At 73.9% G+C, this 23102-nt stretch carries 25 protein-coding genes; 12 read left to right on the top strand and 13 right to left on the bottom strand.

Annotated features, from left to right (window positions below):
- Positions 1–22: 22 nt before the first annotated feature.
- From AS857_RS03705 to AS857_RS03680, 6 genes are all read left to right on the top strand, one after another.
- The gene (locus AS857_RS03705) at positions 23–226 is read left to right on the top strand and encodes a hypothetical protein (protein WP_058041641.1); all 204 of its coding nucleotides are present in this window, start codon (positions 23–25) and stop codon (positions 224–226) included.
- 151 nt (positions 227–377) lie between these two features.
- Positions 378–1052 (top strand): AIM24 family protein, encoded by a 675-nt coding sequence (locus AS857_RS03700; RefSeq protein WP_058042086.1) that lies wholly within the window; start codon positions 378–380, stop codon positions 1050–1052.
- A 5-nt stretch (positions 1053–1057) separates the two neighbouring features.
- Positions 1058–1726, top strand: a complete 669-nt coding sequence (locus tag AS857_RS03695) for a lysophospholipid acyltransferase family protein (protein ID WP_058041640.1) — start codon at positions 1058–1060, stop codon at positions 1724–1726.
- Between the two features lie 548 nt (positions 1727–2274).
- Positions 2275–3033: a response regulator transcription factor gene (locus AS857_RS03690; protein WP_058041639.1), complete on the top strand. Its 759-nt coding sequence runs from the start codon at positions 2275–2277 to the stop codon at positions 3031–3033.
- A complete protein-coding gene (locus AS857_RS03685; protein ID WP_058041638.1) occupies positions 3026–4135 on the top strand; it encodes a sensor histidine kinase in 1110 nt (369 codons plus the stop codon). The genes AS857_RS03690 and AS857_RS03685 overlap by 8 nt, the downstream gene beginning before the upstream one ends.
- Positions 4136–4213: 78 nt before the next feature.
- Entirely contained in the window at positions 4214–5491 is a 1278-nt protein-coding gene (locus AS857_RS03680) for a benzoate/H(+) symporter BenE family transporter (RefSeq protein ID WP_275477344.1), read from the top strand.
- Between the two features lie 22 nt (positions 5492–5513).
- Here AS857_RS03680 and AS857_RS03675 read toward each other — a convergent pair whose 3' ends face one another.
- From AS857_RS03675 to AS857_RS03655, 6 genes are all read right to left on the bottom strand, one after another.
- Positions 5514–6011, bottom strand: coding sequence for a nucleoside deaminase (locus tag AS857_RS03675; protein WP_058041637.1), 498 nt, complete (start codon positions 6009–6011; stop codon positions 5514–5516).
- Positions 6012–6110: 99 nt separating this feature from the next.
- The gene (gene cynS, locus AS857_RS03670) at positions 6111–6584 is read right to left on the bottom strand and encodes a cyanase (protein WP_058041636.1); all 474 of its coding nucleotides are present in this window, start codon (positions 6582–6584) and stop codon (positions 6111–6113) included.
- 136 nt (positions 6585–6720) lie between these two features.
- Positions 6721–7329 (bottom strand): carbonic anhydrase, encoded by a 609-nt coding sequence (locus AS857_RS03665; RefSeq protein WP_058041635.1) that lies wholly within the window; start codon positions 7327–7329, stop codon positions 6721–6723.
- A gap of 112 nt (positions 7330–7441) precedes the next feature.
- Entirely contained in the window at positions 7442–9856 is a 2415-nt protein-coding gene (locus tag AS857_RS03660) for a SpoIIE family protein phosphatase (protein WP_058042084.1), read from the bottom strand.
- Between the two features lie 118 nt (positions 9857–9974).
- The gene (locus tag AS857_RS39785; RefSeq protein WP_160330175.1) at positions 9975–10127 is read right to left on the bottom strand and encodes a hypothetical protein; all 153 of its coding nucleotides are present in this window, start codon (positions 10125–10127) and stop codon (positions 9975–9977) included.
- A 224-nt stretch (positions 10128–10351) separates the two neighbouring features.
- Entirely contained in the window at positions 10352–10921 is a 570-nt protein-coding gene (locus AS857_RS03655; RefSeq protein ID WP_245699572.1) for a MarR family winged helix-turn-helix transcriptional regulator, read from the bottom strand.
- 56 nt (positions 10922–10977) lie between these two features.
- On the opposite strand from AS857_RS03655, the gene pip reads away from it, so the two are divergent.
- Positions 10978–11982: a prolyl aminopeptidase gene (gene pip, locus AS857_RS03650; RefSeq protein ID WP_058041633.1), complete on the top strand. Its 1005-nt coding sequence runs from the start codon at positions 10978–10980 to the stop codon at positions 11980–11982.
- Here the strand turns inward: pip and AS857_RS03645 are convergent.
- The 3 genes from AS857_RS03645 to AS857_RS03635 all read right to left on the bottom strand — a co-directional run bounded on the left by AS857_RS03645 (position 11979) and on the right by AS857_RS03635 (position 14474).
- Complete coding sequence (locus AS857_RS03645) at positions 11979–12773, bottom strand: HAD family hydrolase (RefSeq protein WP_058041632.1); 795 nt, start codon at positions 12771–12773, stop codon at positions 11979–11981. The two genes, pip and AS857_RS03645, sit on opposite strands and share 4 nt — an antisense overlap.
- Before the next feature lie 76 nt (positions 12774–12849).
- On the bottom strand, positions 12850–13278 hold the full coding sequence (locus tag AS857_RS03640; protein WP_058041631.1) for a thiol-disulfide oxidoreductase DCC family protein: 429 nt from the start codon (positions 13276–13278) through the stop codon (positions 12850–12852).
- Between the two features lie 68 nt (positions 13279–13346).
- Complete coding sequence (locus tag AS857_RS03635) at positions 13347–14474, bottom strand: FAD-dependent monooxygenase (protein WP_058041630.1); 1128 nt, start codon at positions 14472–14474, stop codon at positions 13347–13349.
- A 172-nt stretch (positions 14475–14646) separates the two neighbouring features.
- Here AS857_RS03635 and AS857_RS03630 point away from each other — a divergent pair, with 172 nt between their 5' ends.
- The 5 genes from AS857_RS03630 (at position 14647) to AS857_RS03610 (ending at position 19822) form a co-directional block, all read left to right on the top strand.
- Positions 14647–15690 carry a GntR family transcriptional regulator gene (locus AS857_RS03630; protein WP_058041629.1) on the top strand — a complete coding sequence of 348 codons (1044 nt, stop codon included), beginning with the start codon at positions 14647–14649 and terminating at the stop codon, positions 15688–15690.
- Positions 15691–15749: 59 nt separating this feature from the next.
- Positions 15750–16457 (top strand): YoaK family protein, encoded by a 708-nt coding sequence (locus tag AS857_RS03625; RefSeq protein WP_245699571.1) that lies wholly within the window; start codon positions 15750–15752, stop codon positions 16455–16457.
- A gap of 116 nt (positions 16458–16573) precedes the next feature.
- On the top strand, positions 16574–17776 hold the full coding sequence (locus AS857_RS03620) for an acyltransferase family protein (RefSeq protein WP_079110036.1): 1203 nt from the start codon (positions 16574–16576) through the stop codon (positions 17774–17776).
- A 67-nt stretch (positions 17777–17843) separates the two neighbouring features.
- Complete coding sequence (locus AS857_RS03615) at positions 17844–19154, top strand: sensor histidine kinase (RefSeq protein WP_079110115.1); 1311 nt, start codon at positions 17844–17846, stop codon at positions 19152–19154.
- Positions 19151–19822: a response regulator gene (locus AS857_RS03610; RefSeq protein WP_058041628.1), complete on the top strand. Its 672-nt coding sequence runs from the start codon at positions 19151–19153 to the stop codon at positions 19820–19822. The genes AS857_RS03615 and AS857_RS03610 overlap by 4 nt, the downstream gene beginning before the upstream one ends.
- Before the next feature lie 42 nt (positions 19823–19864).
- On the opposite strand, the gene AS857_RS03605 is transcribed toward AS857_RS03610, so the two are convergent.
- From AS857_RS03605 to AS857_RS03590, 4 genes are all read right to left on the bottom strand, one after another.
- On the bottom strand, positions 19865–20527 hold the full coding sequence (locus tag AS857_RS03605) for a DUF4360 domain-containing protein (protein ID WP_058041627.1): 663 nt from the start codon (positions 20525–20527) through the stop codon (positions 19865–19867).
- Between the two features lie 60 nt (positions 20528–20587).
- Positions 20588–21235 carry a DUF4360 domain-containing protein gene (locus AS857_RS03600; protein WP_058041626.1) on the bottom strand — a complete coding sequence of 216 codons (648 nt, stop codon included), beginning with the start codon at positions 21233–21235 and terminating at the stop codon, positions 20588–20590.
- A gap of 196 nt (positions 21236–21431) precedes the next feature.
- A complete protein-coding gene (locus AS857_RS03595; protein ID WP_058041625.1) occupies positions 21432–22202 on the bottom strand; it encodes a GNAT family N-acetyltransferase in 771 nt (256 codons plus the stop codon).
- Positions 22203–22260: 58 nt separating this feature from the next.
- Positions 22261–22941, bottom strand: a complete 681-nt coding sequence (locus AS857_RS03590) for a ribonuclease H family protein (RefSeq protein ID WP_058041624.1) — start codon at positions 22939–22941, stop codon at positions 22261–22263.
- Positions 22942–23102 lie beyond the last annotated feature (161 nt).

Raw genomic sequence — 23102 nt, 5'->3', positions numbered from 1 at the left:
CTGCCCCCGGAAGGACACTCCCATGGACACCCGCTCCTCCCCCCTCGCCCGTCTCCGCAACGCCGGTGGGCTGCTCCTGGCCGCACTCACCCTCGCCGGAGGCGCCGTCGCCACCACGACCACGACGACCGTCACCGTCACGGCCACCACGACCGCCACCGGCGGCACGGACGGAGCCGACCCGTGCCGGGCCTTCCAGGCCGGCGCCTGCCCCCACCGGAACTGACACGCCGGTCACCCTCCCCCGGCTGCGCACAGCAGGGCCGTCGCCCCACGGGCGGCCCTGCCTCCGCACGCCGGCCGGAAGCCCGGTGCGCCGCGACGGCCCCGGCTCGCGCCGTTGCCGCCCGTCCCCCGGATGGGTGATCATGCACGTCATGCACAGTGACCTGTTCGCCCAGCAGAACATGGCCAAGCCGGCCGCCGCGCCCGGCATGGCCGTCCACAACGCCAAGTCCATCGTCTACGCCGTCGACGGCGAGTGCTTCGCGCGCCAGGGGTCCATGGTCGCCTTCCGCGGCGACCTGCAGTTCGAGAAGCTCGGCCAGGGCGTGGGCAAGTTCCTCAAGCGCGCCGTCACCGGCGAGGGCCTGTCGCTCATGGCCGTGCGGGGCCGCGGCGAGGTGTGGTTCGCGCACGAGGCCGCCAACTGCTTCATCGTCGACATCGCCCCCGGCGAGAGCCTCACCGTCAACGGCCGCAACGTCCTGTGCTTCGACCCGACCCTCTCCTACGAGATCCAGACCGTGAAGGGCGCGGGCATGACGGGCGGCGGGCTCTTCAACTCCGTCTTCAGCGGCCACGGGAAGCTCGGCGTCATATGCGAGGGCAACCCCATCGTCATCCCCGTCTCCGCGCAGGCCCCGGTCCACGTGGACACCGACGCGGTCGTCGGCTGGTCCGCCTCCCTGCGCACCTCGCTGCACCGCTCCCAGAGCCTCGGCTCCATGCTGCGCGGCGGCTCCGGCGAGGCCGTCCAGCTCAAGCTGGAGGGAGAGGGCTTCGTGATCGTCCGGCCGAGCGAGGCCAAGCCGCAGCAGCAGAACGGCTGACCCCGGTGCTCGGTCGCATGGCCTCCGTCGTACTGCCCGCGGCCGGGCGGCTGACGGTGACGACCGACGACGCCGCCGGTGCCGGGCCCGCGCCCGGCAGCATCGTCGCGGCGAACCACACCTCGCTCGCCGACCCGGCGGTCGTGCTCGCCGCCCTCCACCGGCTCGGGGTCGCCCCCGTCGCCCTGGCCGCCGCCGGCCTGTGGCGGATCCCGGTGCTCGGGCGCCTGCTCACCCGGGAGGGGTACGTCCCTGTCCACCGCGGCGACCCGCGGGCGGTACGGGCCCTCGACGGGGCCGGAGCCGCGCTCGCGAGCGGCCGCACCGTGCTCATCTACGGCGAGGGCGCCATACCCCGCCGCAGGGACTCCGGCGAGGCGGCACCCCGCCCCTTCCGCGGCGGGCTCGCCCACCTCGCCCTCGCCACCGGGGCCCCCGTCGTGCCGCTGGGGCAGGCGGGAGCGCGCCGCATCTGCTCCGGCAGCCGGACCCGGCAGCTCGCGGGTGTGCTCACCGCGCCCGTGCGCCGGCCGCCGCTGCACGTCCACATCGGCGCCCCACTCCGGCTGACCGGCGACCGGGCGGCGGCCACGGCGCGCGCCCACGAAGCGGTGACCGGCGCCTGGCGCACGGCTGTCGCACGCCTGGGAGAACCGGCGGGCCCGGCGGCCTGAAGCCACCGGGCCCGCCGTTCGCGCCTTACCGTCTGGCCTGGGGATCGTCGCAGGCCCGGCCGTTGCCGCCCTTCCCTTCCGGAACGATCTCCGAGGCCCAGCCCTCGGGAGGTTCCTGGTACGGGCTGCAGGTCCCGCACGAGGCACACGTCCACCTGCCGTGTACCCCCAGGACGACGGATCCGCAGCCGCTACAGGTGTTGGTGGTGTAGTAGGGCTCGCCGGGTGCGGCGTGTGAGCGCCATGCCTGCTCTTCCATGTCACCCAGACTGCCATGAACACTGTGAGCACGAGGACTTCCCGTCAGGACCGTTGATGGTCGACGCGCCACATTCGGGACAGTTCATGACCCCCCTTCCTGCCTGCGGCGCATGCCGGGCAGCATCAAATGCCGGTGGACCAGCCGTAGTTGCCTTCACCATCGGTCAGCCGGGCCGAAGGCACCAGACACCGTGCCCGAAGTGTGATAAGCGCGATGAGCGGGGGCGCGGCCTCCGGTGGCGCGGGCCCCCGGGGCGCCGCGCGCCGGGTGGTGCGAGGCTTGCCGCATGCAGCAGACACCGCAGCCCTCCCGCGTCCTCGTCGTGGACGACGACCCGACCGTCGCCGAAGTCGTCGCCGGCTACCTCGACCGCGCCGGCTTCACCGTCGACCGGGCCGCCGACGGCCCCCGCGCGCTGGAGCTGGCCGCGGCGGTCCGGCCCGACCTCGTCGTCCTCGACCTGATGCTCCCGGGCATGGACGGGCTGGAGGTGTGCCGCCGGCTCCGCGCGGACGGCCCGGTCCCGGTGATCATGCTCACCGCGCGCGGCGACGAGGAGGACCGGATCCTCGGCCTGGAGGTGGGCGCGGACGACTACGTCACCAAGCCGTTCAGCCCCCGGGAGCTGGTGCTGCGCGTCGCGTCCGTCCTGCGCCGCGCGGACGCGCGCTCCGCGGGCCCCCGCCCGGCGCCCCTGCTGCGGGCGGGCGGCCTCGTGCTCGATCAGGCCGCCCGGCGCGCCACCAAGGACGGCGCCGAGCTCGCCCTCACCCTGCGCGAGTTCGACCTGTTGTCCTTCCTGCTGCGCCACCCGGGGCGGGCGTGCTCCCGGGAGGAGCTGATGCAGGAGGTGTGGGGCTGGGAGTTCGGCGACCTGTCGACGGTGACCGTGCACGTGCGCCGGCTGCGCGGCAAGGTCGAGGACGACCCGGCGCGGCCGAGGCTGATCCGGACGGTCTGGGGCGTCGGCTACCGCTTCGAGGCGGACGGCGTGCGGCCTCCGGAGGGGCCGGACGCCCGCAGCGAAGGGGCCGGCCGTGCGTGACGTCCTCCTGATCGCCCTCTACTCGTTCCTCGGCGCGGCGGCCGCCGGGCTGCTGGGCGCGCTCGCCCTGCGGGCCCTGCGCCACCGCTCGGTGGCGGTCTCGCTGACGGTGGTGGCCGTCGTCTCCGTCGTCGCGATGCTGGCCGGGACGCTCGCCGTGGCCCGGGCGATGTTCCTCTCCTCGCACGACCTGACCGTGGTCACGACGGTCTGCGCGACGGCCGCCGTGGTCTCCCTCGCCACCGCCCTGCTGCTGGGCCGCTGGGTGGTGGCGCACAGCAACGCCCTGACGCGCGCCGCACGCTCCTTCGGCGACGAGGGCAGCTTCGCGGCCCCGGGCGGCGGCGCCACGGCCGAGCTCGCCGCGCTGGGGCGCGAGCTCGCCGCGACGAGCGAGAAGCTCGCGCGCTCGCGGGAGCGGGAGCAGGCGCTGGAGACCTCGCGGCGCGAGCTGGTGGCCTGGATCTCGCACGACCTGCGGACTCCGCTGGCCGGGCTGCGGGCGATGTCCGAGGCCCTGGAGGACGGCGTGGCGGAGGACCCGCCGCGCTACCTGCGCCGGATGCGCACGGAGGTGGAGCGCCTCGACGCCATGGTCGGCGACCTCTTCGAGCTCTCCCGCATCCACGCGGGCGCGCTGCCGCTGCACCCGAGCCGGATGTCGGTGTACGACCTGGTGGACGATGCCCTCGCCGGGGTGGGGCCCCTGGCCCGCGAGCACGGTGTCCGGCTGACCGGCGACGGCGTCGAGGCGGTGCCGGTCGAGGTCGACGGCAAGGAGATGACCCGCGTCCTGGGCAACCTCCTCGTCAACGCCATCCGCCGCACTCCCGCCGACGGCACGGTCGCGGTCGCCGCGCACCGGGAGGCGGACACGGTCGTGCTGTCCGTGACGGACGGCTGCGGCGGCATCCCGGAGGAGGACCTCCCCCGGGTCTTCGACACGGGCTGGCGCGGCACCGAGGCCCGTACGCCGCCGGGCGGCGCGGGGCTGGGCCTGGCCATCGTCCGCGGCATCGTGGAGGCGCACGCGGGCCGCGCGGCCGTGCACAACGTGCCCGGCGGCTGCCGCTTCGAGGTGGTCCTGCCGGCGGCCCGCTAGCCCGGGCCCCGGCCGCCCCACCGGCGCGCGTCCGCAAGGCGGTTGACGAAGATCAACTTGTGTAGTGGACTCGCACGCGTGCCCTCGCCTCGAATGACCCGGCTCGCGCAGCGCATACGCTCCGCAGCACCCGCCGACGCGGTCACGGCGGGCTTCCTCGCCGTGCTCATCGGCATCACCAGCTCCGTGGCCATCGTCGTCACCGCGGCGGAAGCGGCCGGGGCCACCCCGGCGCAGCTCACGTCCTGGATGTTCGCCCTGGGCATCGGCATGGGGGTCACCTGCGCGGGGCTCTCGCTGCGCCACCGGGCGCCGGTGGTCACGGCCTGGTCCACGCCCGGTGCTGCCCTGCTGGCGACCGGCCTGCACGGGGTGTCGATGGCCGAGGCCGTCGGCGCGTTCCTCCTCTCGGCGGTCCTGGTGATCGTCAGCGGTGCGACCGGCTGGTTCGAGCGCGTCATGGACAGGATCCCGGTGCCCTTGGCGTCGGCCCTCCTGGCGGGCGTGCTCGTGCAGTTCGGCACGGGCCTGTTCACGAAGATGCAGCAGGACTTCGCCGTGGTGTTCCCGATGTTCGCGGTCTACCTGGCCTGCAAGCGGTGGCTGCCCCGGTACGCGGTCATCGGCGCGCTGGCCGTCGGGGTCGTGGCGAGCGCGTTCCGGGGCTCGTGGCACCTGCAGGGCCTGCACGTGGCGCTCGCCGAACCGGTCTTCGTGCGCCCGGAGTTCTCCTGGCAGGTGCTGATCGGCGTCGGCCTGCCGCTGTTCGTGGTGACGATGGCGTCGCAGAACCTGCCGGGCGTGGCGGTGCTGCGCGGCGCGGGCTACCGTACGCCGGTCTCGCCGCTGCTCACCTGGACCGGGATCGTCAACGCGGTGCTGGCCCCGTTCGGCTGCTTCGGGCTGAACCTGGCCGCGATCACCGCGGCGATCTGCACCGGCGAGGAGGCCCACCGCGACCCCCGCAGGCGCTACCTGGCCTCGGTGTGGGCCGGCCTGTTCTACATCACGGTCGGTCTCTTCGGAGGCGTCGTGGGCTGGCTGCTGACCGCCATGCCCGCCTCCCTCGTCATGGGCATCGCCGGGCTCGGTCTCCTCGGCACGATCGGCGGCTCCCTCACGGCCGCGCTCGCGGACGCGCGCATGCGCGAGGCGGCCGTCGTCACCTTCCTGGCCACCGCGTCGGGGATGACCCTGGCCGGCATCGGCTCGACGTTCTGGGGCCTGCTGGCCGGCGTGCTGGCGACCGTGGTGCTGAACGGGCGCCGCCGCGAGCCCGCGGCGGCGCGGGAGCGGGAGACGGCGGACGAGCCCGCCGTGCCGGTGAACGCCGCGAAGGAGACGGCGGCGCGCTGAGGAGCCGCCGCGGCCGCCCCCGTCAGGCGGTGGGGGCTCCGGCCACGCGGCGCTCGCCGCCGTTGCGCTCCTGCCAGAACCGGTAGACGGCGGTGGCCTCGTCGCGGGGCTCGTGGCGCATCGGGAGCCGCCGCTCGCTCCAGTCCTTGCCGAACTCCGCGTAGAAGGTGTTCAGCTCGAAGTACTTGCGGTCGTCGACGTAGTGGGGCTCGTAGTCGTCGCGCTGCGTGAGGAAGACGACCTCGTCGGGGCTGCAGTAGTAGAGCGAGCCCAGGCACATCGGGCAGGGGTGGGCGAGCACGTAGATCGTGGTCCCGGTCAGGTGCTCGGTGCCGAGCCTGGTGCAGGCCTCGCGGATGGCGAGGATCTCGGCGTGCGCGGTCGGGTCGGAGGTCTGGGCGACGAGGTTGGGGCTCTCGGCGAGGATCTCGCCGTCCTTGACGATGACGGTCGCGAAGGGGCGGCCGCCCTCCTCGACGTTCTTGCGGGCGATGTCGATGGTGCGCCGGATGAAGTCCATGGTGCGGGTGCTCCTGGGGAGGGGTGCGGGCCCCGCGCCCGGCGGACGGCCGGGCGCGGGGCATCCTGTCGGATGCGATGCGGTACGGGCGGCGGTGCGTCAGAAGGGCTTCGTCGGCAGGTACTTGCCGTCGAGGGTGATCACGGCGCGCTCGCCGCCCTCGGGGTCGGCGACCTTCTTCACGTCCAGCTTGAAGTTGATCGCGCTGATGATGCCGTCGCCGAACTCCTCGTGGACCAGGGCCTTGAGGGTGGTGCCGTAGACCTGGAGCATCTCGTAGAAGCGGTAGATGGTCGGGTCGGTCGGGATGCCGCCGGGGATGGAGCCGCGGGTCGGTACGGTCTGCAGCAGCATCGCGGCGTCGTCGTCGAGGCCGAGCAGCCCGGCGACGGCCTTGGCCGCACCGGCCGGGAGGGCGTGCTGGCCGAGGACGGCGGCGGTGACGAAGGCGACGGACAGGCCGGCGGCGTCGGCCAGCTCCTGCCAGGTGAGGTCCTTGCGGGTCTTGGCCTCGACCGCGGCGATCGCGATCTGCTGACGGGCCTGGGGGTCGAACTGGGCGTGGACGGTCATGGGACTTCCTTCACTGGTGATGTGGCTGGTGATGTGACTGCTGATGTGTGGGACTGGTGATGTGGCCGCGATACGGCTTGTGCGGCCGTGATGCGGCGCGGTGATGCGGCTGACGGCCGAACCGGCGGCGGAACGGTCAGGCGGCCTGGAGGGCTGCGAAACGGCCGTTCGCCGCGTCGAGTTCCTCGACGGTGCCGGTGCCGATGTCGAAGACCCAGCCGTGCAGGCGCACCGCGCCGCGGTCGAGGGCCCGGGCGACGGAGGGGTACGTCGCCAGGTTCGCCAGCTGGGCCAGGACGTTGGCGCGCACCATCGCGGCGACCTTGTCCTCCGCGGAGGTGGTGCGGCACCTGGCGCGGGCGGCGTCGGCGTGCCGCAGCCAGTCGGCCAGGGCCGGCAGGGCCGAGAGGTCCCGGCCCTCGGCGAGTGCGGTCATCGCGCCGCAGGCGGAGTGCCCGCAGACGATGACGTCGGCCACGCCGAGGACGTCCACGGCGTACTCGACGCCGGCCGCCACGGCGTCGGCGCCGGGTGCGTGGGCGGGCACGAGGTTGCCCGCGGTGCGGATGACGAACAGCTCGCCCGGCTCGCGCTGGGTGATCAGTTCGGGGACGACGCGGGCGTCGGAGCAGCCGATGAACAGCGCACCGGGCCGGTGCGTGGTGGCGAGCCGCTCGAAGAGCTCCGCGCGGGCGGGGAAGACGTTCTGCCGGAAGCGCTGGACTCCTTGGGCAAGGTGGTGCATGGGTCACTCCCTTGGTGGATGCCGGTGGGGGCCGACGTCATCCACTGTGCATGACCTGCACCTATAACGTCCAAGAGATGTAAACCATGACTTCCATAGGGCTCATCTATACCTATGGCAGCAGCTGCTCCGTCCAGACCGTCTTGCCCTCGCGTCCGTACCGCGTGCCCCAGCGCTCGGTGAGCTGGGCGACGAGGAAGAGGCCGCGGCCGCCTTCGTCGGTCGTCCGGGCCCGGCGCAGGTGGGGGGCGGTGTTGCTGGTGTCGGAGACCTCGCAGATGAGGCGGGGCCCGCGGATGAGCCGCAGGGTGACGGGCCCGCCGGCGTAGCGGTAGGCGTTGGTCACGAGCTCGCTGACGATGAGCTCGGTGGTGAACACCAGCTCGTCCAGCTCCCAGGCGCCGAGCTGCTCGGCCATCAGCGCGCGGGCCTGCCCGGCGGCGCGGGCGTCCGACGGCAGCGTCCAGGTGGCCACGCAGTGCTCCGGGAGCACGCGGGTGCGGGCGAGGAGGAGGGCGACGTCGTCCCCGGGCTCGGCCGGCAGGAGGGCGTCCACGACGGCCTCCGCCGTCTCCTCCACCGAGCGGTCCGGGCGCGCGAGTTCGCGCGAGAGGCGGTCGAGCGCCGCGTCGATGTCGAGGTCGTGGCTGTGGATGAGGCCGTTGGTGAAGAGGGCCAGGAGGCTGCCCGCGGGCAGTTCGATCTCGGTCGCCTCGAAGGGCAGCCCGCCGAGGCCGAGCGGCGGCCCGCCGGGCAGGTCCGGGATGCTCGCCTCCCCGCCGGGGGCCACCAGGACGGGCGGCGGGTGGCCGGCGCGCGCCAGGGAGCAGATGCGGGAGACCGGGTCGTAGACGGCGTAGAGGCAGCTCGCGCCGGTCACCTGGTCCAGGGGGAAGTCCCGGTTGTTGCTCTCCTGTTCGGCGGCGAGGCGGTACACGAGGTCGTCGAGGTGGGAGAGGACCTCGTCGGGGTCGAGGTCGAGTTCGGCCAGGGTGTGGACGGCGGTGCGCAGGCGCCCCATCGTGGCCGCGGCGTCGATGCCGTGGCCGATCACGTCGCCGACCACGAGGGCGACGCGCGCCCCGGACAGGGGGATGACGTCGAACCAGTCCCCGCCGACGCCTTCCACGGCGCCCGCCGGGATGTACTGGTGCGCCACCTCGGCGGCCGGCAGCTCGGGCAGGTCGCCGGGCAGCAGGCGGCGCTGCAGGGCCAGGGCGGCCTGGTGCTGGCGGGTGTAGCGGCGGGCGTTGTCGATGCACACGGCGGCGCGGGCGGCGAACTCGCCCACGAGGGTGAGGTCGTCCTCCTCGAACGGGTCGGGGGAGCGGGAGCGCCACAGGCTGACGAGGCCGAGGACGAGGCCGCGGGCGGCGAGCGGCAGCATCATGACGGAGTGGGCGCCCAGGGCCCGGGCGTGGGGGGCGCGTTCCTGCGCCACGACGGCGAGGTCCTCGGGGGTGCGGAGCTCCGGCACGAGGACCGGGCTCTTGTCGGCCAGGCACCTGCCCTGGGGGGTCTCCGGGCCGAAGCGGATGAGGCCGCCGAGCGGGTTGAGGGCCTCCTCGGCGCCCGGGGTGTCGGACCTGACGGCCGTCCGGCGCACGGGCCCGAAGCCGTCCTGCGAGGGCTCCTCGCCGCGGCTGACGGGTTCGAGGAGGTCGACGGTGACGGCGTCGGCGAGCTCGGGGACGAGGACGTCGGCCAGCTCGCGGGCGGTGGCGGCCACGTCCAGCGTGGTGCCGATGCGGGCGCCCGCTTCGTTGAGCAGGGCCAGCCGGAGCCTGGCCCGGTGCCGTTCGGTGACGTCTTCGACCAACTGGGTGACGCCGAGGATGTCCCCGGCCGAATCCTCCATGCGGAACGCGGAGACGGAGACGTACCGGACCTTGGAGGGGTCGGTGAGCAGCCTGCACGGCTGCTCCGTGAAGATCATCGGCCGCCCGGTCTCCAGCACCTCGCGCAGGCGGCGCTCCACCGTCTCGGTGTCCGCCGCGACCAGGAAGTCGCCCGTGCGGCGGCCCCGCGCCTGCTCGGTGGTGATGCCCCCGATCCCGGCCACGGCCCGGTTGATCCGCAGGATGCTCAGGTCCGGGGCGTGGACGGCCAGCCCCACGGGGGCGGTCCGGAACAGCCCGTCCAGCACGGAGCGGTCCGTCTCCCACTGGATCACGTCCCCGGCGGGGGCGCCGACCAGGAACCACTCGGGGGTGACCCCTTCACGGACGATGCAGCGGGCGCGGACGCCCACGAGGATGCGGCGGCCGTCGCGGTGCACGACGGGGACGATGCCGAACCAGCCGGAGTCCTGCAGGCAGGCGGCGGCCGCCGCCACGACCCCGTCCCGGTCGCCCGGCTCCACCAGCGCCTCCAGCCCGGGCCGCCCGATCACGTCGGCCGCCGGGTGGCCCAGCAGGGCCTCGGCACGGTCCCCCCAGCCCACCACGGTCCCCCGGTGGTCCAGCACGACCGACGCCGAGTTGCCGACCGAGAAGGGGTCCTCGGGGCTCTCGTGGAAGGGCGTCATCGGTTCGTCCGTCACACCGTCCTCCTTCCGCCGGACGTGCCGTGGCTGCCGCCTTCTGCTTCCACAGTGATGGGTGAGGGGCGTCGGCGCTTGCCGACCCTGCGGGCCCGTGGCCGCCTCAGACGATGCGCCGGCGCCTGCGCCTGCCACGGTGCCTGCCCGGCGTGCGGCGCGGCGTGGCGGGGCCGGTCAGTATGCGTTCCTCGTAGCGGCCCAGGGCGAGGATTCCGCACAGCAGCAGAGGGGGGAGGGCGAGAGCGAAGACGACCACGGGAGGCTCCTGCCGGGAGGAGGGACTCATAGGTCGCGTTGCCGCACAGGGGCGGCGCAAACCTGGCCAAGTGGCGCACATGGGTGGCCCGCACTCCCCCATGTGGAGCAGGAGCATCCGTGGGGCGTACGGGGCCGGACGGGCCGACCCTGCACCCCGGCGACGTCCCTGCCCTTACATGCCCGGACCTCTAGGCGTCCGCAGCCTCCGCGCCGTCCGGGCCCCTACGCTTCCGGGGCCTTCGCCCCGCCCACGGCCCCCGGCGGCAGCGACTCGGTGATCCGCTGCCGCATCGGGCGCCGGCGCAGGGCGTCGAGCGCCTCGGTGACGAGCCTGCTGAGCGGATACGAGAGCTCCGCCTCGAATTCCGCGGCCGCGGCGGCCGTGGCCGCCCACTCGGCGTCCAGCACCGGCAGCAGCGACTCGGCCCGGGTGGTCAGGCGCACGACGCGCTGCCGTGCGTCCTGCCCCGGCGCGAGGACGACGAGCCCCTCCTCGGCCATCCGGGCCACCGTCTGGCTCGCGGCCGAGTGGGTCACGCCGACGGCTCGCGCGAGGTCGCGGATGGTGCCCGGCCCCGAGGCCGCCAGCGCGCGGACGACAGGGGTGAAGCGCGGGCGGAACCCTTCCAGGCCGAGGTCCGCGTAGACGGCGCCGACGTCGCCGTCGAGCAGCTCCAGGAGGTGGCGCAGCCGGGTGCCGAGCAGCTCGGGGCCGGGCACGCCCCCGGCGTCCGGGGTCTCGGGGGTCTCGGGGGTCTCCGGGGCATCCGGAGTATCCGGGGAAGACGTCACATGGCGTAATGTAACAGCGCTGTTGTATTTACCGAGAGGGCGGGAGGGCGACGCACATGGGCGCGGACGCGGACGGGCTGTACCCGCCGGTCGAGCCGTACGAGAGCGGCCTGCTCGACGTCGGCGACGGCAACCTCGTGTACTGGGAGGCCTGCGGCAACCCGGAGGGCAAGCCCGCACTCGTGGTCCACGGCGGCCCCGGGTCGGGCTGCGGCACCGGTGTGCGCCGGTACTTCGACCCGGACCGCTACCGGGTCGTCCTGTTCGACCAGCGCGGCTGCGGCCGCAGCACCCCGCACGCGAGCGACCCCGCGACGGACATGCGGCACAACACCACCGCGCACCTGATCGCCGACATGGAGCTGCTGCGCACGCGCCTCGGCATCGACCGCTGGCTGCTGTACGGCGGCTCGTGGGGGTCGACGCTGCTCCTGGCCTACGCGGAGACGTACCCGGAGCGGGTCTCGGAGGTCGTCGTCTCCGGCGTCACGACGACCCGCCGCTCGGAGATCGACTGGCTCTACCGCGGCGCGGGCCGGTTCTTCCCCGAGCAGTGGGAACGCTTCCTGGCCGGGGCCGCCGGCACACCGCGCGACGGCGACGTCGTGGCCGCCTACGCACGTCTGACGGAGCATCCCGAGGCCGCCGTGCGGGAGAAGGCCACGGCCGACTGGTGCGCCTGGGAGGACGCGGTCCTCTCCGGCGAGACGGACGGGGCCACGGCGCCCTACACCGGCCGGGCGGCCGCCGACCGGCTGGCCCTGGTGCGCATCTGCGCGCACTACTTCTCCCACGGCGCCTGGCTGGAGGAGGGTGCGCTGCTGCGCGACGCGGGCCGCCTGGCCGGGATCCCGGGCGTTCTCGTCCACGGCCGCCTGGACCTGGCCGGCCCGCTCGGCACCGCGTGGGAACTCGCCCGCGCCTGGCCCGGATCACGGCTGGTCGCCGTCGACGGGGCGGGGCACCTGGGGACCGCCGCGACGCGCCGTCACGTGCTCGGCGCCCTGGACGCGTTCGCCCGGCGCGGCGGGCCCGCGCCCGCACGGGGCCGGGCGCGCTAGGCCGCCCCGAAGAGCCGCTCCAGGACGGCGGCGACCCCGTCCTCCTCGTTGGTCCCCGTGTGCCGCCGCACCGAGGCGAGCACCGCCGGGTGGGCGTTGCCCATGGCGTAGCCGGTGCCCGCCCAGGTCAGGATGGTGAGGTCGTTGGGCATGTCCCCGAAGGCGACGACCTCCGCGGCGGGGATGCCCCGCCCGGCACACAGCTCCGCCAGCGTGCCGGCCTTGGTGACGCCCGGCGCGCTGATCTCCAGCAGCCCGCGGCCGCCCGAGTGCGTGAACTGCGCCTCGGTGCCCGCCGCTTGCTCCGCGGCGGCGAGCAGCAGGTCCGCGTCGAGCCGCGCCGACCAGGCCAGCAGCTTGGCGATGGGGACGTCCGCCGTCCACAGGTCCGCGAGGGACGCCACGGGCGACTCCGCCCCGGCGTCCTCGGGCAGGCGCAGCCCGTACGCCGGCTCGTACAGCACGTTCCGGCCGGTCTCGACGGCGAACCCCACGTCCGGCACGACGGCCGACAGCGCGGCGACGACCTTGCGGGCGACGTCGACGGGCAGGGCGCGGGAGGCGGTGACGGTACGTGCCGCGAGGTCGTACACGAGCGCGCCGTTGCTGCACACGGCCGTGCCGGCGAGGCCCGTCACGGCGGAGAGCCGGTCGACGAAGCGGGGCGGGCGGGCGGTGACGAAGACGACTTCGGCGCCTGACCCGGTCGCCGTGCGCAGGGCGCGGAGGGTGCGCGGGGAGAGGGTCTTGTCGTTGCGCAGGAGGGTGCCGTCGAGGTCCGTGGCGATCATGCGAGGGCGCGTCATCGCCCCACGCTACCCGAGGGATCCGGCGCCGCAAGAGACAAGGCGGGCGTGAACCCGCAGATCAGCGGCCCGCGTTCGGAGGCCCTGCCTCCGCCCCCGCTCCCGCGCCGGGGCGGCGTCCGGCGGGCAGGGCGCAGGCCGCCGTGCCGCCGGGCATGCGGTGCCGGTTGTTCGCGACCGTCCGGTACAGGCCGTGCGCGGCCCAGCGCACGGGCGGCAGGGTGAGCACCGCCCCGGGGACGGCCCATCCGCCGCGCGCACTGAGCAGGAGCTTGGCGACGGCCTGGGCGCCGCCGTGGACCGTGCCGCCGGGAGCGATCCACAGCAGCTCGTGCTCGGCCCGCTCCTGCGTGACACCCAGCGCGCCCAGGTCCGCGAACTGCCATGCGACGACGTCGCAGCGCGGCCGTACGTACTTCTCGGCCCATCGCACCGAGGTCGTGCAGAAGCCGCAGTCGCCGTCGTAGACGAGCACAGGTCGGGTTCCCATGGGGCCATCATGCCGCGCCGGGCGCCGGGCCCCGTGGCGGGGTCCGGCGAGGGCTCCTGCCCGGCGGTTCAGCCGTCGAGCGCGATGCCGTGCTTCGCCTTCTCCATCGACTCCTCCGACGCGTTCCCGCTCGCGTTCTCCTGCGCGAGCGCCTGGTTGAGGGCGACGAACGGCCGCATGCGCGACTCGTAGCGGGCGAAGGCGGCGTCGTGACCGCCGTCCCCCTGCCGGCCGAGTTCGGAGGCCAGGACGTAGGCGCCCACGAGCGCCAGGCTCGTGCCCTGGCCGGAGAGGGGCGATGCGCAGTAACCGGCGTCGCCCGCCAGGGCCACGCGGCCGGTGGTCCAGCGGTCCATGTGGATCTGGGCCATCTCGTCGAAGTAGAAGTCCGGGGCCTCGCGCATGGCCTGCAGGAGCCGCGGCGTCTCCCAGCCCACGTGCGCCAGCCGCTCGGCCATGAGCTCCTTCTGCTGCCCGGTGTCGCGGTAGTCGTACGCGACGGGGTCCGACTTGAAGCCGAGCGTGGCCCTGATCTCGCTGTTGTCCCGCACCGGGTAGACGCAGTAGGTCGCGCCGCCCGCCGCGGACTCCTCGTTGAGCCATATCTCCCAGTTGTCGAGGCCGAGGAAGTTGGGGGCGCTGAAGACCGTGATGTAGGCGCCCAGGCGCTGGATGAACCGCTCCTCCGGGCCGAAGGCCAGCTGCCGCACGCGCGAGTGCAGGCCGTCCGCGCCCACGACGAGGTCGAAGGTCCTCTCCGGCCCCTGCTCGAAGGCGACCCGCACACCGTCCGGCCCCTCGTCGAGAGCGGCCACGGAGTCCCCGTGGAGGAACTCCACGCCCTCGCCGAGCGCCTGCCGGTGCAGCAGCCCGGTGAGATCCTCGCGCAGCAGCTCGATGTCCGCGCTGTCGAGGCGGCCGCCGCTCAGGGTCATCTCCTCGGAGCGCCACACCTCCTCGCCCCCGCCGTCGAGCATCGCCATGCCGCGCAGCCGGGTGCGGACGCCGCGCGCCTCCTCCAGGATCCCGGTCCGGTCGAGGACGTCGAGGGCGACGCCGCGGACGTCGATGGCCTGACCGCCCGGGCGGACGGCGGGGGCCCGCTCGACGACGGTCGCGGCGAGGCCGTTGCGGCGGAGCCAGTAGGCGAGGGTGAGCCCGGCGACACTGGCACCGGAGATGAGGACGGTCTTCATGGCTGGGCACCTTCTCGAATGCGCTGCTTACGCTGTACGCGACTGAATGTACGCCGTAAGCGCAGCACTGACAAGCACCTTCCGGGCCCCTGCACTAGTACAGAGACCCTTTCGCGACCACGCTCCCTGCTAGGCTCTGTACTAGTACAGCAAGAAGGAGAAGGAGGCCGTCTTGGCCGGCACATCGGTTCCCCCCTACCTCCGCATCGCCGCCGAACTGCGGCGGCGCATCGCGGACGGCGAGCTCGCCCCCGGCGACCGCGTCCCGTCCACGCGGCAGATCGCCGAGGACTTCGGCGTCGCCCTCGCCACGGCCACGAAGGTGCTGACCACCCTGCGCCAGGAGGGGCTCGTACGGGCCTTGCCCCGCGTGGGCACCGTGGTCGCGGGCCCGGATCGGCCCCGTACCGAGCGGCCCCGTACCGAGCGGCCCGGGCGGACCCCGCGGGCGGCAGCCGCCGCACCCGCCGCGCAGGGCGCCCCCGCACCGGCACCGGCACCGGCACCGGCCGGCACCGAACACGAGCTGACCCGGGCCCGCATCGTGCGGGCGGCCGTCGCCATCGCCGACGCCGAAGGGCTGGCCTCGCTCTCCATGCGCGGCGTCGCCGGCCGCCTGGGGGTCGCCGCCATGTCGCCCTACCGCTACATCACCAGCAAGGACGACCTGGTGCTCCTCATGGCCGACGCGGTGCTCGCGGAGCTCTCCTACCCCGACGACGCACCCGCCGGCTGGCGGCAGCGCCTGGAGCTGGGGGCCCGCGCACTGTGGGCGGTGCACCGCAGACACCCCTGGCTCGCACACATCGGGCCCCTCACCCGCCCCCTCGCCGTGCCCAGGCTCATCGGCTACTCCGAGTGGATGCTCGGCGCGCTCGACGGCCACGGCCTGGATCCGGCGACGATGCTCGACCTGAACGTCCTGCTCTACAGCTACGTCCAGGGCACCGCCGTCCACCTGGAGCGGGAGGCCCAGGCCGCAAGCGAGTCCGGGCTGTCCGGGGAGGAGTGGATGGACTCCCAGGCCGCGGCCTACGACGCCCTGACCTCCTCCGGCCGGTATCCCGTCTTCGCCAAGGTGATCGGGGCGTTCGCCGAGGGCGACGGCTACGACCTGCGCCTCGACGAGGTCTTCGAGCTCGGCCTCACCTCGATGCTGGACGGCCTGACCACGCTGGTCGAGGGCCCGGGGGCGAGGCCGGGGCGGGAGGCCTGAACGGCCCACGGACAGCGCAATCGGCACCCGGACCGGCGGCCCCGCCGACAGTTGTACGCGTGAAGCTGCAGCCCGGTGCCGCCCTCCCGACGGCCATGGTGGCGCTGACCGTGACGACGGGGATGGTCGAGGCGGTCAGCTTCCTCGCGCTCGGCCCCGTCTTCACGGCCGTCCAGACGGGCAACACGCTCTTCCTCGGCTTCGCGGTCGTCGGATCCGGCGAGTTCTCCGCCGCCGCGTCGGGGGCGTCGCTCCTCGGGTTCGCCGTCGGCGCCGCCCTGGGGGCGCGGCTGAGCTCCCACGCGGACGCCCGCGGGCGCCGGTGGTTCGCGCCGGCCCTGGTCGCGGAGTCCGTACTGCTGGCCGTCGCGGGACTGACGGGCTGGAGCATCGAACGGTTCGGCCATCCCCTGACGTTCCGTCAGTACCTGGTGACGGCCCTGGTCGCCCTGGCGATGGGGATGCGCAACGTCACGACCCTGCGGGCGAGCGTGCCGGACATGCCGACCACCGTCATCACCCGCACCATGACCGCCCTCATCGGCACCTCCCCCTTCGGCCTCGACTCCAGGATCCCCTCCGGCACCGGCTACGAGCTCCGCCGCACGGCGTCGGTCGCCGCGATGTTCGCCGGCGGCCTGCTGGGCGCGTGGATGCTCCACGAGTCCGTACGCCCGCCCGCCGTCCTCCTGGTGACGTCCGCCTGCGTCCTGACCGTCGCCCTCGCCCTCACCTGCACCCCGCGCCACCGCATCCCGGACCCGTAGTACTGCAGAGCTACCCCGCGGGTGTACTCCCGCGGGGGACGCCGGCCACGGGCCGTGGCCCATAGCTTCCGTGCCGGAAGCACCACCCAGATCCGGCACGGAAGGAACCGTCCTTCATGGCGTCCCCCACGCAAGCTCCCCGGCACTGCGGCAGTCCCCCGTGGTCCGCCCTGCGCGGCGCGCCGCCGCACGCGCGCGACCGGGCCGTCGACGGCCTGCGGGCCTTCGCCGTCCTCGGTGTCGTGGGCGGTCACTGGCTGGTGACGGCCCTGGTCGCCGACGGAGGGTCTGTGCACGGCGCGAGCCCGCTCACCCATCTGCCCGGACTCGCCCCCGCCTCCTGGCTGTTCCAGACCCTGGCCGTGTTCTTCCTGGTGAGCGGGCAGGTGGGCGTCATGAGTCACGCGTCGGCCCGCGCGCGGGGCATGACGTACGGGCAGTGGCTGCGCGGCCGGCTCGTCCGCCTGTTCCGTCCGGTCGTCGCCGTCCTGGCGGTGTGGGCCGTCGTGACGGGCGTGCTGCTGGCGTCGGGCACCGGAACCGGGACCGTGCTGACCCTCCTCAAGCTGGTGTGGTCGCCGCTGTGGTTCCTGCTGGTCCTCGCGGCGCTGACGGCGGCGACTCCGCTGGTCGCGAAGGTGTCCCCGTGGTGGCCGTTCGCCGTCGTCCTGTGCACCGACGTGATCCGGTTCGGCCTGGACGGGCCCGCGTGGCCGGGATGGGTGAACGTGGCGGCGGGCTGGCTCGTCCCGTACTGCCTGGGCGCCGCATGGGCCCGGGGACGCCTCCGGAGCCGCGCGACCGGCCTGGCGCTGCTGGCCGGGGGCGTGCTCGCCACCGCGCTGCTCGTGACGTGCGCCGGCTATCCGGCGGCCATGGTCGGGGTGCCCGGCGCGCAGGTCTCCAACCTCAGCCCGCCGACGCTGGCCGCCGTCACGTTCGGCCTCGCCCAGTGCGGCGCCGCCCTCCTGCTCCTCGGCCCGCTGCGCCGGGTGCTGCAGCGCCCGGCGGCCTGGACGGCGGTGGCGCTGGTCAACCTCTTCGCGATGACGGTCTTCCTCTGGCACCAGACCTCGATGATGGCGGTCACCGGGGCCGGGCTGCTCGTGGGCGCGCCCCTGCCCGGTCTGCACACCGTCCCCGACGGGCCCGGCTGGGTGCTGGCCCGGCTCGCGTGGCTGCCGGTGTTCGGGGTGGCGCTGCTGGGGTGCTGGGCGCTGTTCCGCCGCTTCGAGCACGGGCGTCCCCGGAGCCGCGGGTACACGCGGGTCGTGCGCGAGCACCGGCCCGGTCCGGCCGCGACGCTGCGGCGTCCGTAGGCGTTCGCAGGAAATCCCTAGAATGGATCACGTGAGCGCCGGTGGCGCGGGGGGCACGGGGGACCGAATGCGCGTGGAAAAGCGGCTGTCGAGGGCACTGACGGCAGGGCCGCGCGCCGTGTACGAGGACCTGTGGACGGTGGCGCGCGACCCGCTGCCGCGCGGGAGGCACCTGGGCCGGCTGCCGCACATCCACACGATCGTGCTCGTGATCCTCCTGGGCATGCTCAACGCCAACGAGGCCGAGCACGGCAGGTACGGGCCGGACTCGGAGATCGGCTTCCTGATCGTCGCGCTCCAGTCGGCGGCCGTCGCCGTCGCCATGGTGCGCCCGGTGCCCGCCTGGTGGTTCTCGACGGGCCTGCTCTTCGCATCCGCACTGGTCGGGGAGGGCTCGTTCGACCACAACAGGCTGTGGCCCTGGAACGTGGCCGGAATCGCCCTGCACTCCCTCGTCCTGCTCCTCCTCGCGCTGCGGATCCGCCCGCAGAGCGCGGCCGTGGCACTGGCGGTCACCGTGCTGACGGGAATGGCCGACACGGCCCTGGCGACGCAGGACCACAACCTGGCCGTCACCCGGGGCTCCATGGTCTTCGTCGCGGCGGTGGTGACCGGGGCGGCGCGGCGCTCCGGCCGGCTGGCCAAGGACCGGCTGGCCGAGCAGGAGGTGCTCACCGCCGAGGAGCGGGCCCGGCGCACCCTGCTGGAGGAGCGCAACCGCATAGCCCGCGAGCTGCACGACGTCGTCGCCCACCACATGTCGGTGATCTCCATCCAGGCGCAGGTCGCCCCGCACCTGGTCACGGACCCGCCGCAGGAGCTCAGGGAGAACCTCGCGGGCATCCGCCAGAACGCCGTCGAGGCGCTGGCCGAACTGCGGCGCGTCCTGGGCGTGCTGCGCTCGGAGGACGCCCTGGCCGACGGGGTGCGGCACGCTCCCCAGCCCACCCTCGACCGGCTGGACGAGCTGCTCGGCAACGTCCGCAGCGCCGGCCTCGCCGTCACCTCCTCGGTCACCGGCGAGCCGCGCCCGCTGCCACCGGGGGTGGAGCTGTCGGCGTTCCGCATCGTCCAGGAGGCCCTCAGCAACGCGATGCGGCACGCGCCCGGGGCGTCGGTGCGGGTGGAGACCGCGTACGGGGCGCGCCGGATCACCGTACGGGTCGTCAACTCCGCACCGGACGGGCCCGCTCCGCGCTCGCCGGGTGCCGGGCACGGGGTGCTGGGGATGCGCGAGCGGGCCGCCATGCTGGGCGGCGACCTGGTCGTGGGCCCCACCCCCGACGGCGGCTACGAAGTGACCGCCGTCCTCCCCTGCGACCTCTCCGGCCTTCCCGAATTCCCCGCCCCTTCCGACCTTGCCGAGGACGCCCGGTGACGACCATTCGCGTACTGATAGCCGACGACCAGATGATGGTCCGCCAGGGCTTCACAGTGCTGCTGAACGCCGAACCCGGCATCGAGGTGGTCGGCCAGGCCGTGGACGGCCTCGACGCCGTCGCAAAGACCGCCGAACTCGCCCCCGACGTCGTCCTGATGGACATCCGGATGCCGGAGCTCGGCGGCATCGAGGCGACCCGCCGCATCACCGCCCCGGCGGAGGCCACCACCAAGGTGCTCGTCCTGACCACGTTCGATCTCGACGAGTACGTGTACGAGGCGCTGCGCGCGGGCGCGTCCGGATTCCTGCTGAAGGACGCCTCGGCCGAGGACCTCGCCCGGGCCGTCCGGGTGGTCGCGGCCGGGGACGCACTGCTCTCCCCCAACATCACCAAGCGGCTGATCTCCGAGTTCTCCCGGATGACCGGGGCTCCCCGCGCGCCGCTGAAGGAGCGCGTGGGGAGCCTGACGGAACGTGAGACGGAGGTGCTGTCCCTGGTGGCCCAGGGCCTGTCGAACGCGGAGATCGCCGCGCGGCTGGTCGTGGCCGAGCAGACCGTCAAGACGCACGTGAGCAGGATCCTGGTCAAGCTGGGGCTGCGGGACCGGACCCAGGCCGCGGTCTTCGCGTACGAGACGGGTCTGGTCAGACCGGCCGGCTACTGACGCGGGCCGGCGGACCGGGGGACGGTGGGCCGGGCGCGTGGGTCAGGGGGCGGCGGTCCGGCGGGGGCACTGCTTCCAGGCGAAGTGGTAGAGCGTGCTGATGCTGCCGTCGGTCGAGTCCATCGCCAGGAGGCTCGTGGTGCGCGTGGGGTCCGAGGTGCCGGCGTCCACCCGGAGTTCGGTGTTGATGTTCAGGTAGCGGATGGCCCCGCAGGGCGCGTAGACCAGCGACTCGATCTCCGTGAGGTCGGACGTCTGCCAGTTGTCGTGGAGCGGGCCCGTGAAGTGGTGGTTCACGTACGTGGTCTGCGACATGCCCTGGAAGTAGTAGTTGGCCCGTTCCAGGCCGGTCGCGCCCTTCTCCAGGTGGGCGAAGCCCCGGTAGTCCGCCTCGGCGACCGCGTACGTGAAGCCCGAGGGGACGCGGACGTTCAGGCTGAGCTGGCAGTTCTTGCGGAAGTCGGTCGGCTTGGCGCCGACGCCCACCTGAGCCTGGTAGTTGCTGTATGTCACAGTAAAGGCGGTATTGTCGGGGCTGACGGTCACGTTGGCCGTGCCGGCCGGACAGCCCGAGCCGTTGACGCCCACCACATCGATCACGATCTTGTCAGGCGGAGGGTCCCCGTCCGCAGCGGCCGACGACGGCACCATCGAAGCGGCGAGCAGGGCGACTGCCGCGCTGCCGATCACCACAGGTCTCAACATGGAGATACCTCCCCCTGGTCCAGGAATCACGGACGAACACCTCTGCCCGAAGACGGCCGGTCAGGGGCACTCCTTCCACGTGAAGTGGTAGAGCGTGCTCACGCTGCCGTCGGTGGAGTCCATCTCCATGAAGCTGGTGCTGTTCGACGGGTCCGAGCTGCCCGCGCTCACCCGGAGCTCGGTGTTCACGTTGAGCAGCCGCTGTGCGCCGCAGGGGGCGTAGACGACTTCCGACGCGGCCGTCACGTCCGTCGTCTGCCAGTTGTCACTGAGCGGACCGGCGAAGCGGTGGGAGACAGAGGTCGTGTGGGACATGCCCTGGAAGTAGTAGCTGGCCCGCTCCAGGCCCACGGCGCCGCTCTCCAGGTGCGCGAAGCCGCGGTAGTCCGCCTTGGCGATCGCGTACGTGAAGCCCTGCGGAACGTGGATGTTCAGGCCGAGCTGGCAGTTCTTGCGGAAGTCGGTCGGCTTGGCGCCGACGCCCACCTGGGCGAGGTACTTGCTGTAGGTCACCGTGAAGGCCGTGTTGTCCGACGCGACCGCCACGGCGGCCGTCCCCGCCGGGCAGCCGGAGCCGTTGACCGCCATGACGTCGATGACGACCCTGTCCGGCGGCGGCACCCCGTCCGCGGCGGCCGACGAGGGTGCGAACGATGCGGCGGCCACCAGCGCCACGGCCGCTCCGGCGGTCATCACCGGTCTGAACATGGGATTCCCCTTTCCTTCCCCCGTGCGGACTCGCTGTGCGCGCGGCCCATGCCACCACCGGGGAGGGGTCGTGCATAGGCCAGGTTGAGCCGACCCTGAGGACCGGTCGGCCGCCTCCTGGGCACCGGTGGCACCAGTGGCACCGGTGGCCCTGACGGCACCACCGGCAGCATCAGCAGAAGGGAACGGGGGCGTCCTAGGGACGTTCGAAGGAGTGCATGCGGCCGACGGCCGTGAAGCCCCGGCGCGCGTACCAGTGGCGCGGCCAGTCCTCGGCTTCGGCGATCAGGAAGCGCGTGCCGCAGCCCGCGGCGACCGACATGCGCAGGGCGGCCGTGAGGACGGCGTCTCCGTGGCCGCGCCCGAGGTGGTCCTCCGACGTGACCAGGTCCTCGATCTGGGCCGTGCCCGAGGCGCGGTCCATGTACAGGTCGGCCCAGGACGCGACCTCGCCGTTCTCCGCGCGCGAGCCGATGAAGTGCACGGCGTCGGCTCCGCGCCGCCGGGACTCGCGGCGCTCGACGAGGTGGCGCACGACCTCCTCGCCGGCGTCCGGGAGGAAGTCGTGCCAGCTCCGGGTCAGTGGCCCCCGGAGGTCGTCCAGGCCCACGACGCCCGCCTCGCGACCGGCGCCCGGAGCGGGCGCGGGGCCGGAGTGCAGCATGATCAGGCAGACCGAGTGCTGGTAGCCGGCCCGCACCAGGGGCTCCGCGCAGGCCGCCCCGGTCGCGTCGTCGAGGACCGAGATCAGGCGGTACGGAAGGTCCCCCAGCGCTTCGTCCGCGAGGGCGGGCAGCGCGGCGGGGTCCACCGCGCCGTCGACGACGACCTGGTTGTTCCCCCGGGAGTGGGCGAAGGTGTCGTCGCGCACGGCGAAGCCGCCCGGGAGGGGGAGGGTGCGCCCGGCCTGGCGGCGGGCGAATTCCGAGACGAAGGCGTGGATGCGCCGCAGTTCGAAGTCCGGCATGGGCCGAGCGTAGGCGGCGGCCCGTGCGGGGCGCGCGGCATTTACGGGGCGGCGGCCGTCACGTGGCCGCGGCGCACGACGGGTGGCCCCATCCGCGCTCGCCCTTGGAGATCTTCTCGCCGACCGCGTACGGCTGGCCGCACGGGCAGCGGCCCGCGAACTTCGCCTTGATCGTCGCCGTTCCTGAGGAGCGCGGCTTGCGGCTCTTCGGCGGGCCCGAGCGCCGGGGCGCCGAGGCCTCGCGCGGCGCCGGCACGGGCATGCCCTCGGCTCCCTGCGCGGTGCCGGCCGGCTGCTGGAGGGACGCCGCGTCGCTCGCCGCCTGGTCGGCGATCGCGTTCAGGGGGTCGCCGTTCTCCTGGTGGGCCGGTACGTACCGGAATTCGACGGAGCGGCCCGCAAGGAGGGCGTCGATGCGCACGACGAGGTCGCGGTTGGCCACCGGCGAGCCGGACGAGGTCTTCCAGCCGTTGCGCTTCCAGCCGGGCAGCCACTTGGTGACGGCGTTCATCGCGTACTGCGAGTCCATCCGCACCTGCATCGGCACGGCCGGGTCCGTGGCCTCCAGGAGCCGTTCGAGGGCGGTCAGCTCCGCGATGTTGTTGGTCGCCTTGCCGAGGGGGCCGGCCTCCCAGCGCTCGGGGGTGCCCGTCGCATCGGCGACGACCCAGGCCCAGCCCGCGGGGCCGGGGTTGCCCTTCGATGCCCCGTCACAGGCGGCGATGATCTGTTCAGACATCCCTCGATCATGCCAGGGTTCCCGGCCCCGCCGTACGCGTCCGGCGGAAGGGCCCCGACCCGACCCGCGGCGCGGCCCCGCCCCGTCCGGCGACCCGTTCGGCGGCACGGCCCCGAGCCGTCCGGCCGCCGGCCCCGGCGGACGCTCTGCGGTACTCGGAC

This window comes from Streptomyces roseifaciens, assembly GCF_001445655.1.
Lineage (GTDB): Bacteria > Actinomycetota > Actinomycetes > Streptomycetales > Streptomycetaceae > Streptomyces > Streptomyces aureoversilis.
Note: the sequence above shows the minus strand (reverse complement) of the source record. Positions and strands in the feature narration are given on the sequence as shown.

Coding starts and splice junctions, on each gene's coding strand:
- AS857_RS03705 (WP_058041641.1), top strand. CDS start 23: ATGGACACCCGCTCCTCCCCCCTCGCCCGTCTCCGCAACGCCGGTGGG.
- AS857_RS03700 (WP_058042086.1), top strand. CDS start 378: ATGCACAGTGACCTGTTCGCCCAGCAGAACATGGCCAAGCCGGCCGCC.
- AS857_RS03690 (WP_058041639.1), top strand. CDS start 2,275: ATGCAGCAGACACCGCAGCCCTCCCGCGTCCTCGTCGTGGACGACGAC.
- AS857_RS03675 (WP_058041637.1), bottom strand. CDS start 6,011: ATGGACTTCATCCGGCGCACCATCGACATCGCCCGCAAGAACGTCGAG.
- cynS (WP_058041636.1), bottom strand. CDS start 6,584: ATGACCGTCCACGCCCAGTTCGACCCCCAGGCCCGTCAGCAGATCGCG.
- AS857_RS03665 (WP_058041635.1), bottom strand. CDS start 7,329: ATGCACCACCTTGCCCAAGGAGTCCAGCGCTTCCGGCAGAACGTCTTC.
- AS857_RS03660 (WP_058042084.1), bottom strand. CDS start 9,856: ATGACGCCCTTCCACGAGAGCCCCGAGGACCCCTTCTCGGTCGGCAAC.
- pip (WP_058041633.1), top strand. CDS start 10,978: ATGGGCGCGGACGCGGACGGGCTGTACCCGCCGGTCGAGCCGTACGAG.
- AS857_RS03645 (WP_058041632.1), bottom strand. CDS start 12,773: ATGATCGCCACGGACCTCGACGGCACCCTCCTGCGCAACGACAAGACC.
- AS857_RS03640 (WP_058041631.1), bottom strand. CDS start 13,278: ATGGGAACCCGACCTGTGCTCGTCTACGACGGCGACTGCGGCTTCTGC.
- AS857_RS03635 (WP_058041630.1), bottom strand. CDS start 14,474: ATGAAGACCGTCCTCATCTCCGGTGCCAGTGTCGCCGGGCTCACCCTC.
- AS857_RS03620 (WP_079110036.1), top strand. CDS start 16,574: ATGGCGTCCCCCACGCAAGCTCCCCGGCACTGCGGCAGTCCCCCGTGG.
- AS857_RS03615 (WP_079110115.1), top strand. CDS start 17,844: ATGCGCGTGGAAAAGCGGCTGTCGAGGGCACTGACGGCAGGGCCGCGC.
- AS857_RS03605 (WP_058041627.1), bottom strand. CDS start 20,527: ATGTTGAGACCTGTGGTGATCGGCAGCGCGGCAGTCGCCCTGCTCGCC.
- AS857_RS03600 (WP_058041626.1), bottom strand. CDS start 21,235: ATGTTCAGACCGGTGATGACCGCCGGAGCGGCCGTGGCGCTGGTGGCC.
- AS857_RS03595 (WP_058041625.1), bottom strand. CDS start 22,202: ATGCCGGACTTCGAACTGCGGCGCATCCACGCCTTCGTCTCGGAATTC.
- AS857_RS03590 (WP_058041624.1), bottom strand. CDS start 22,941: ATGTCTGAACAGATCATCGCCGCCTGTGACGGGGCATCGAAGGGCAAC.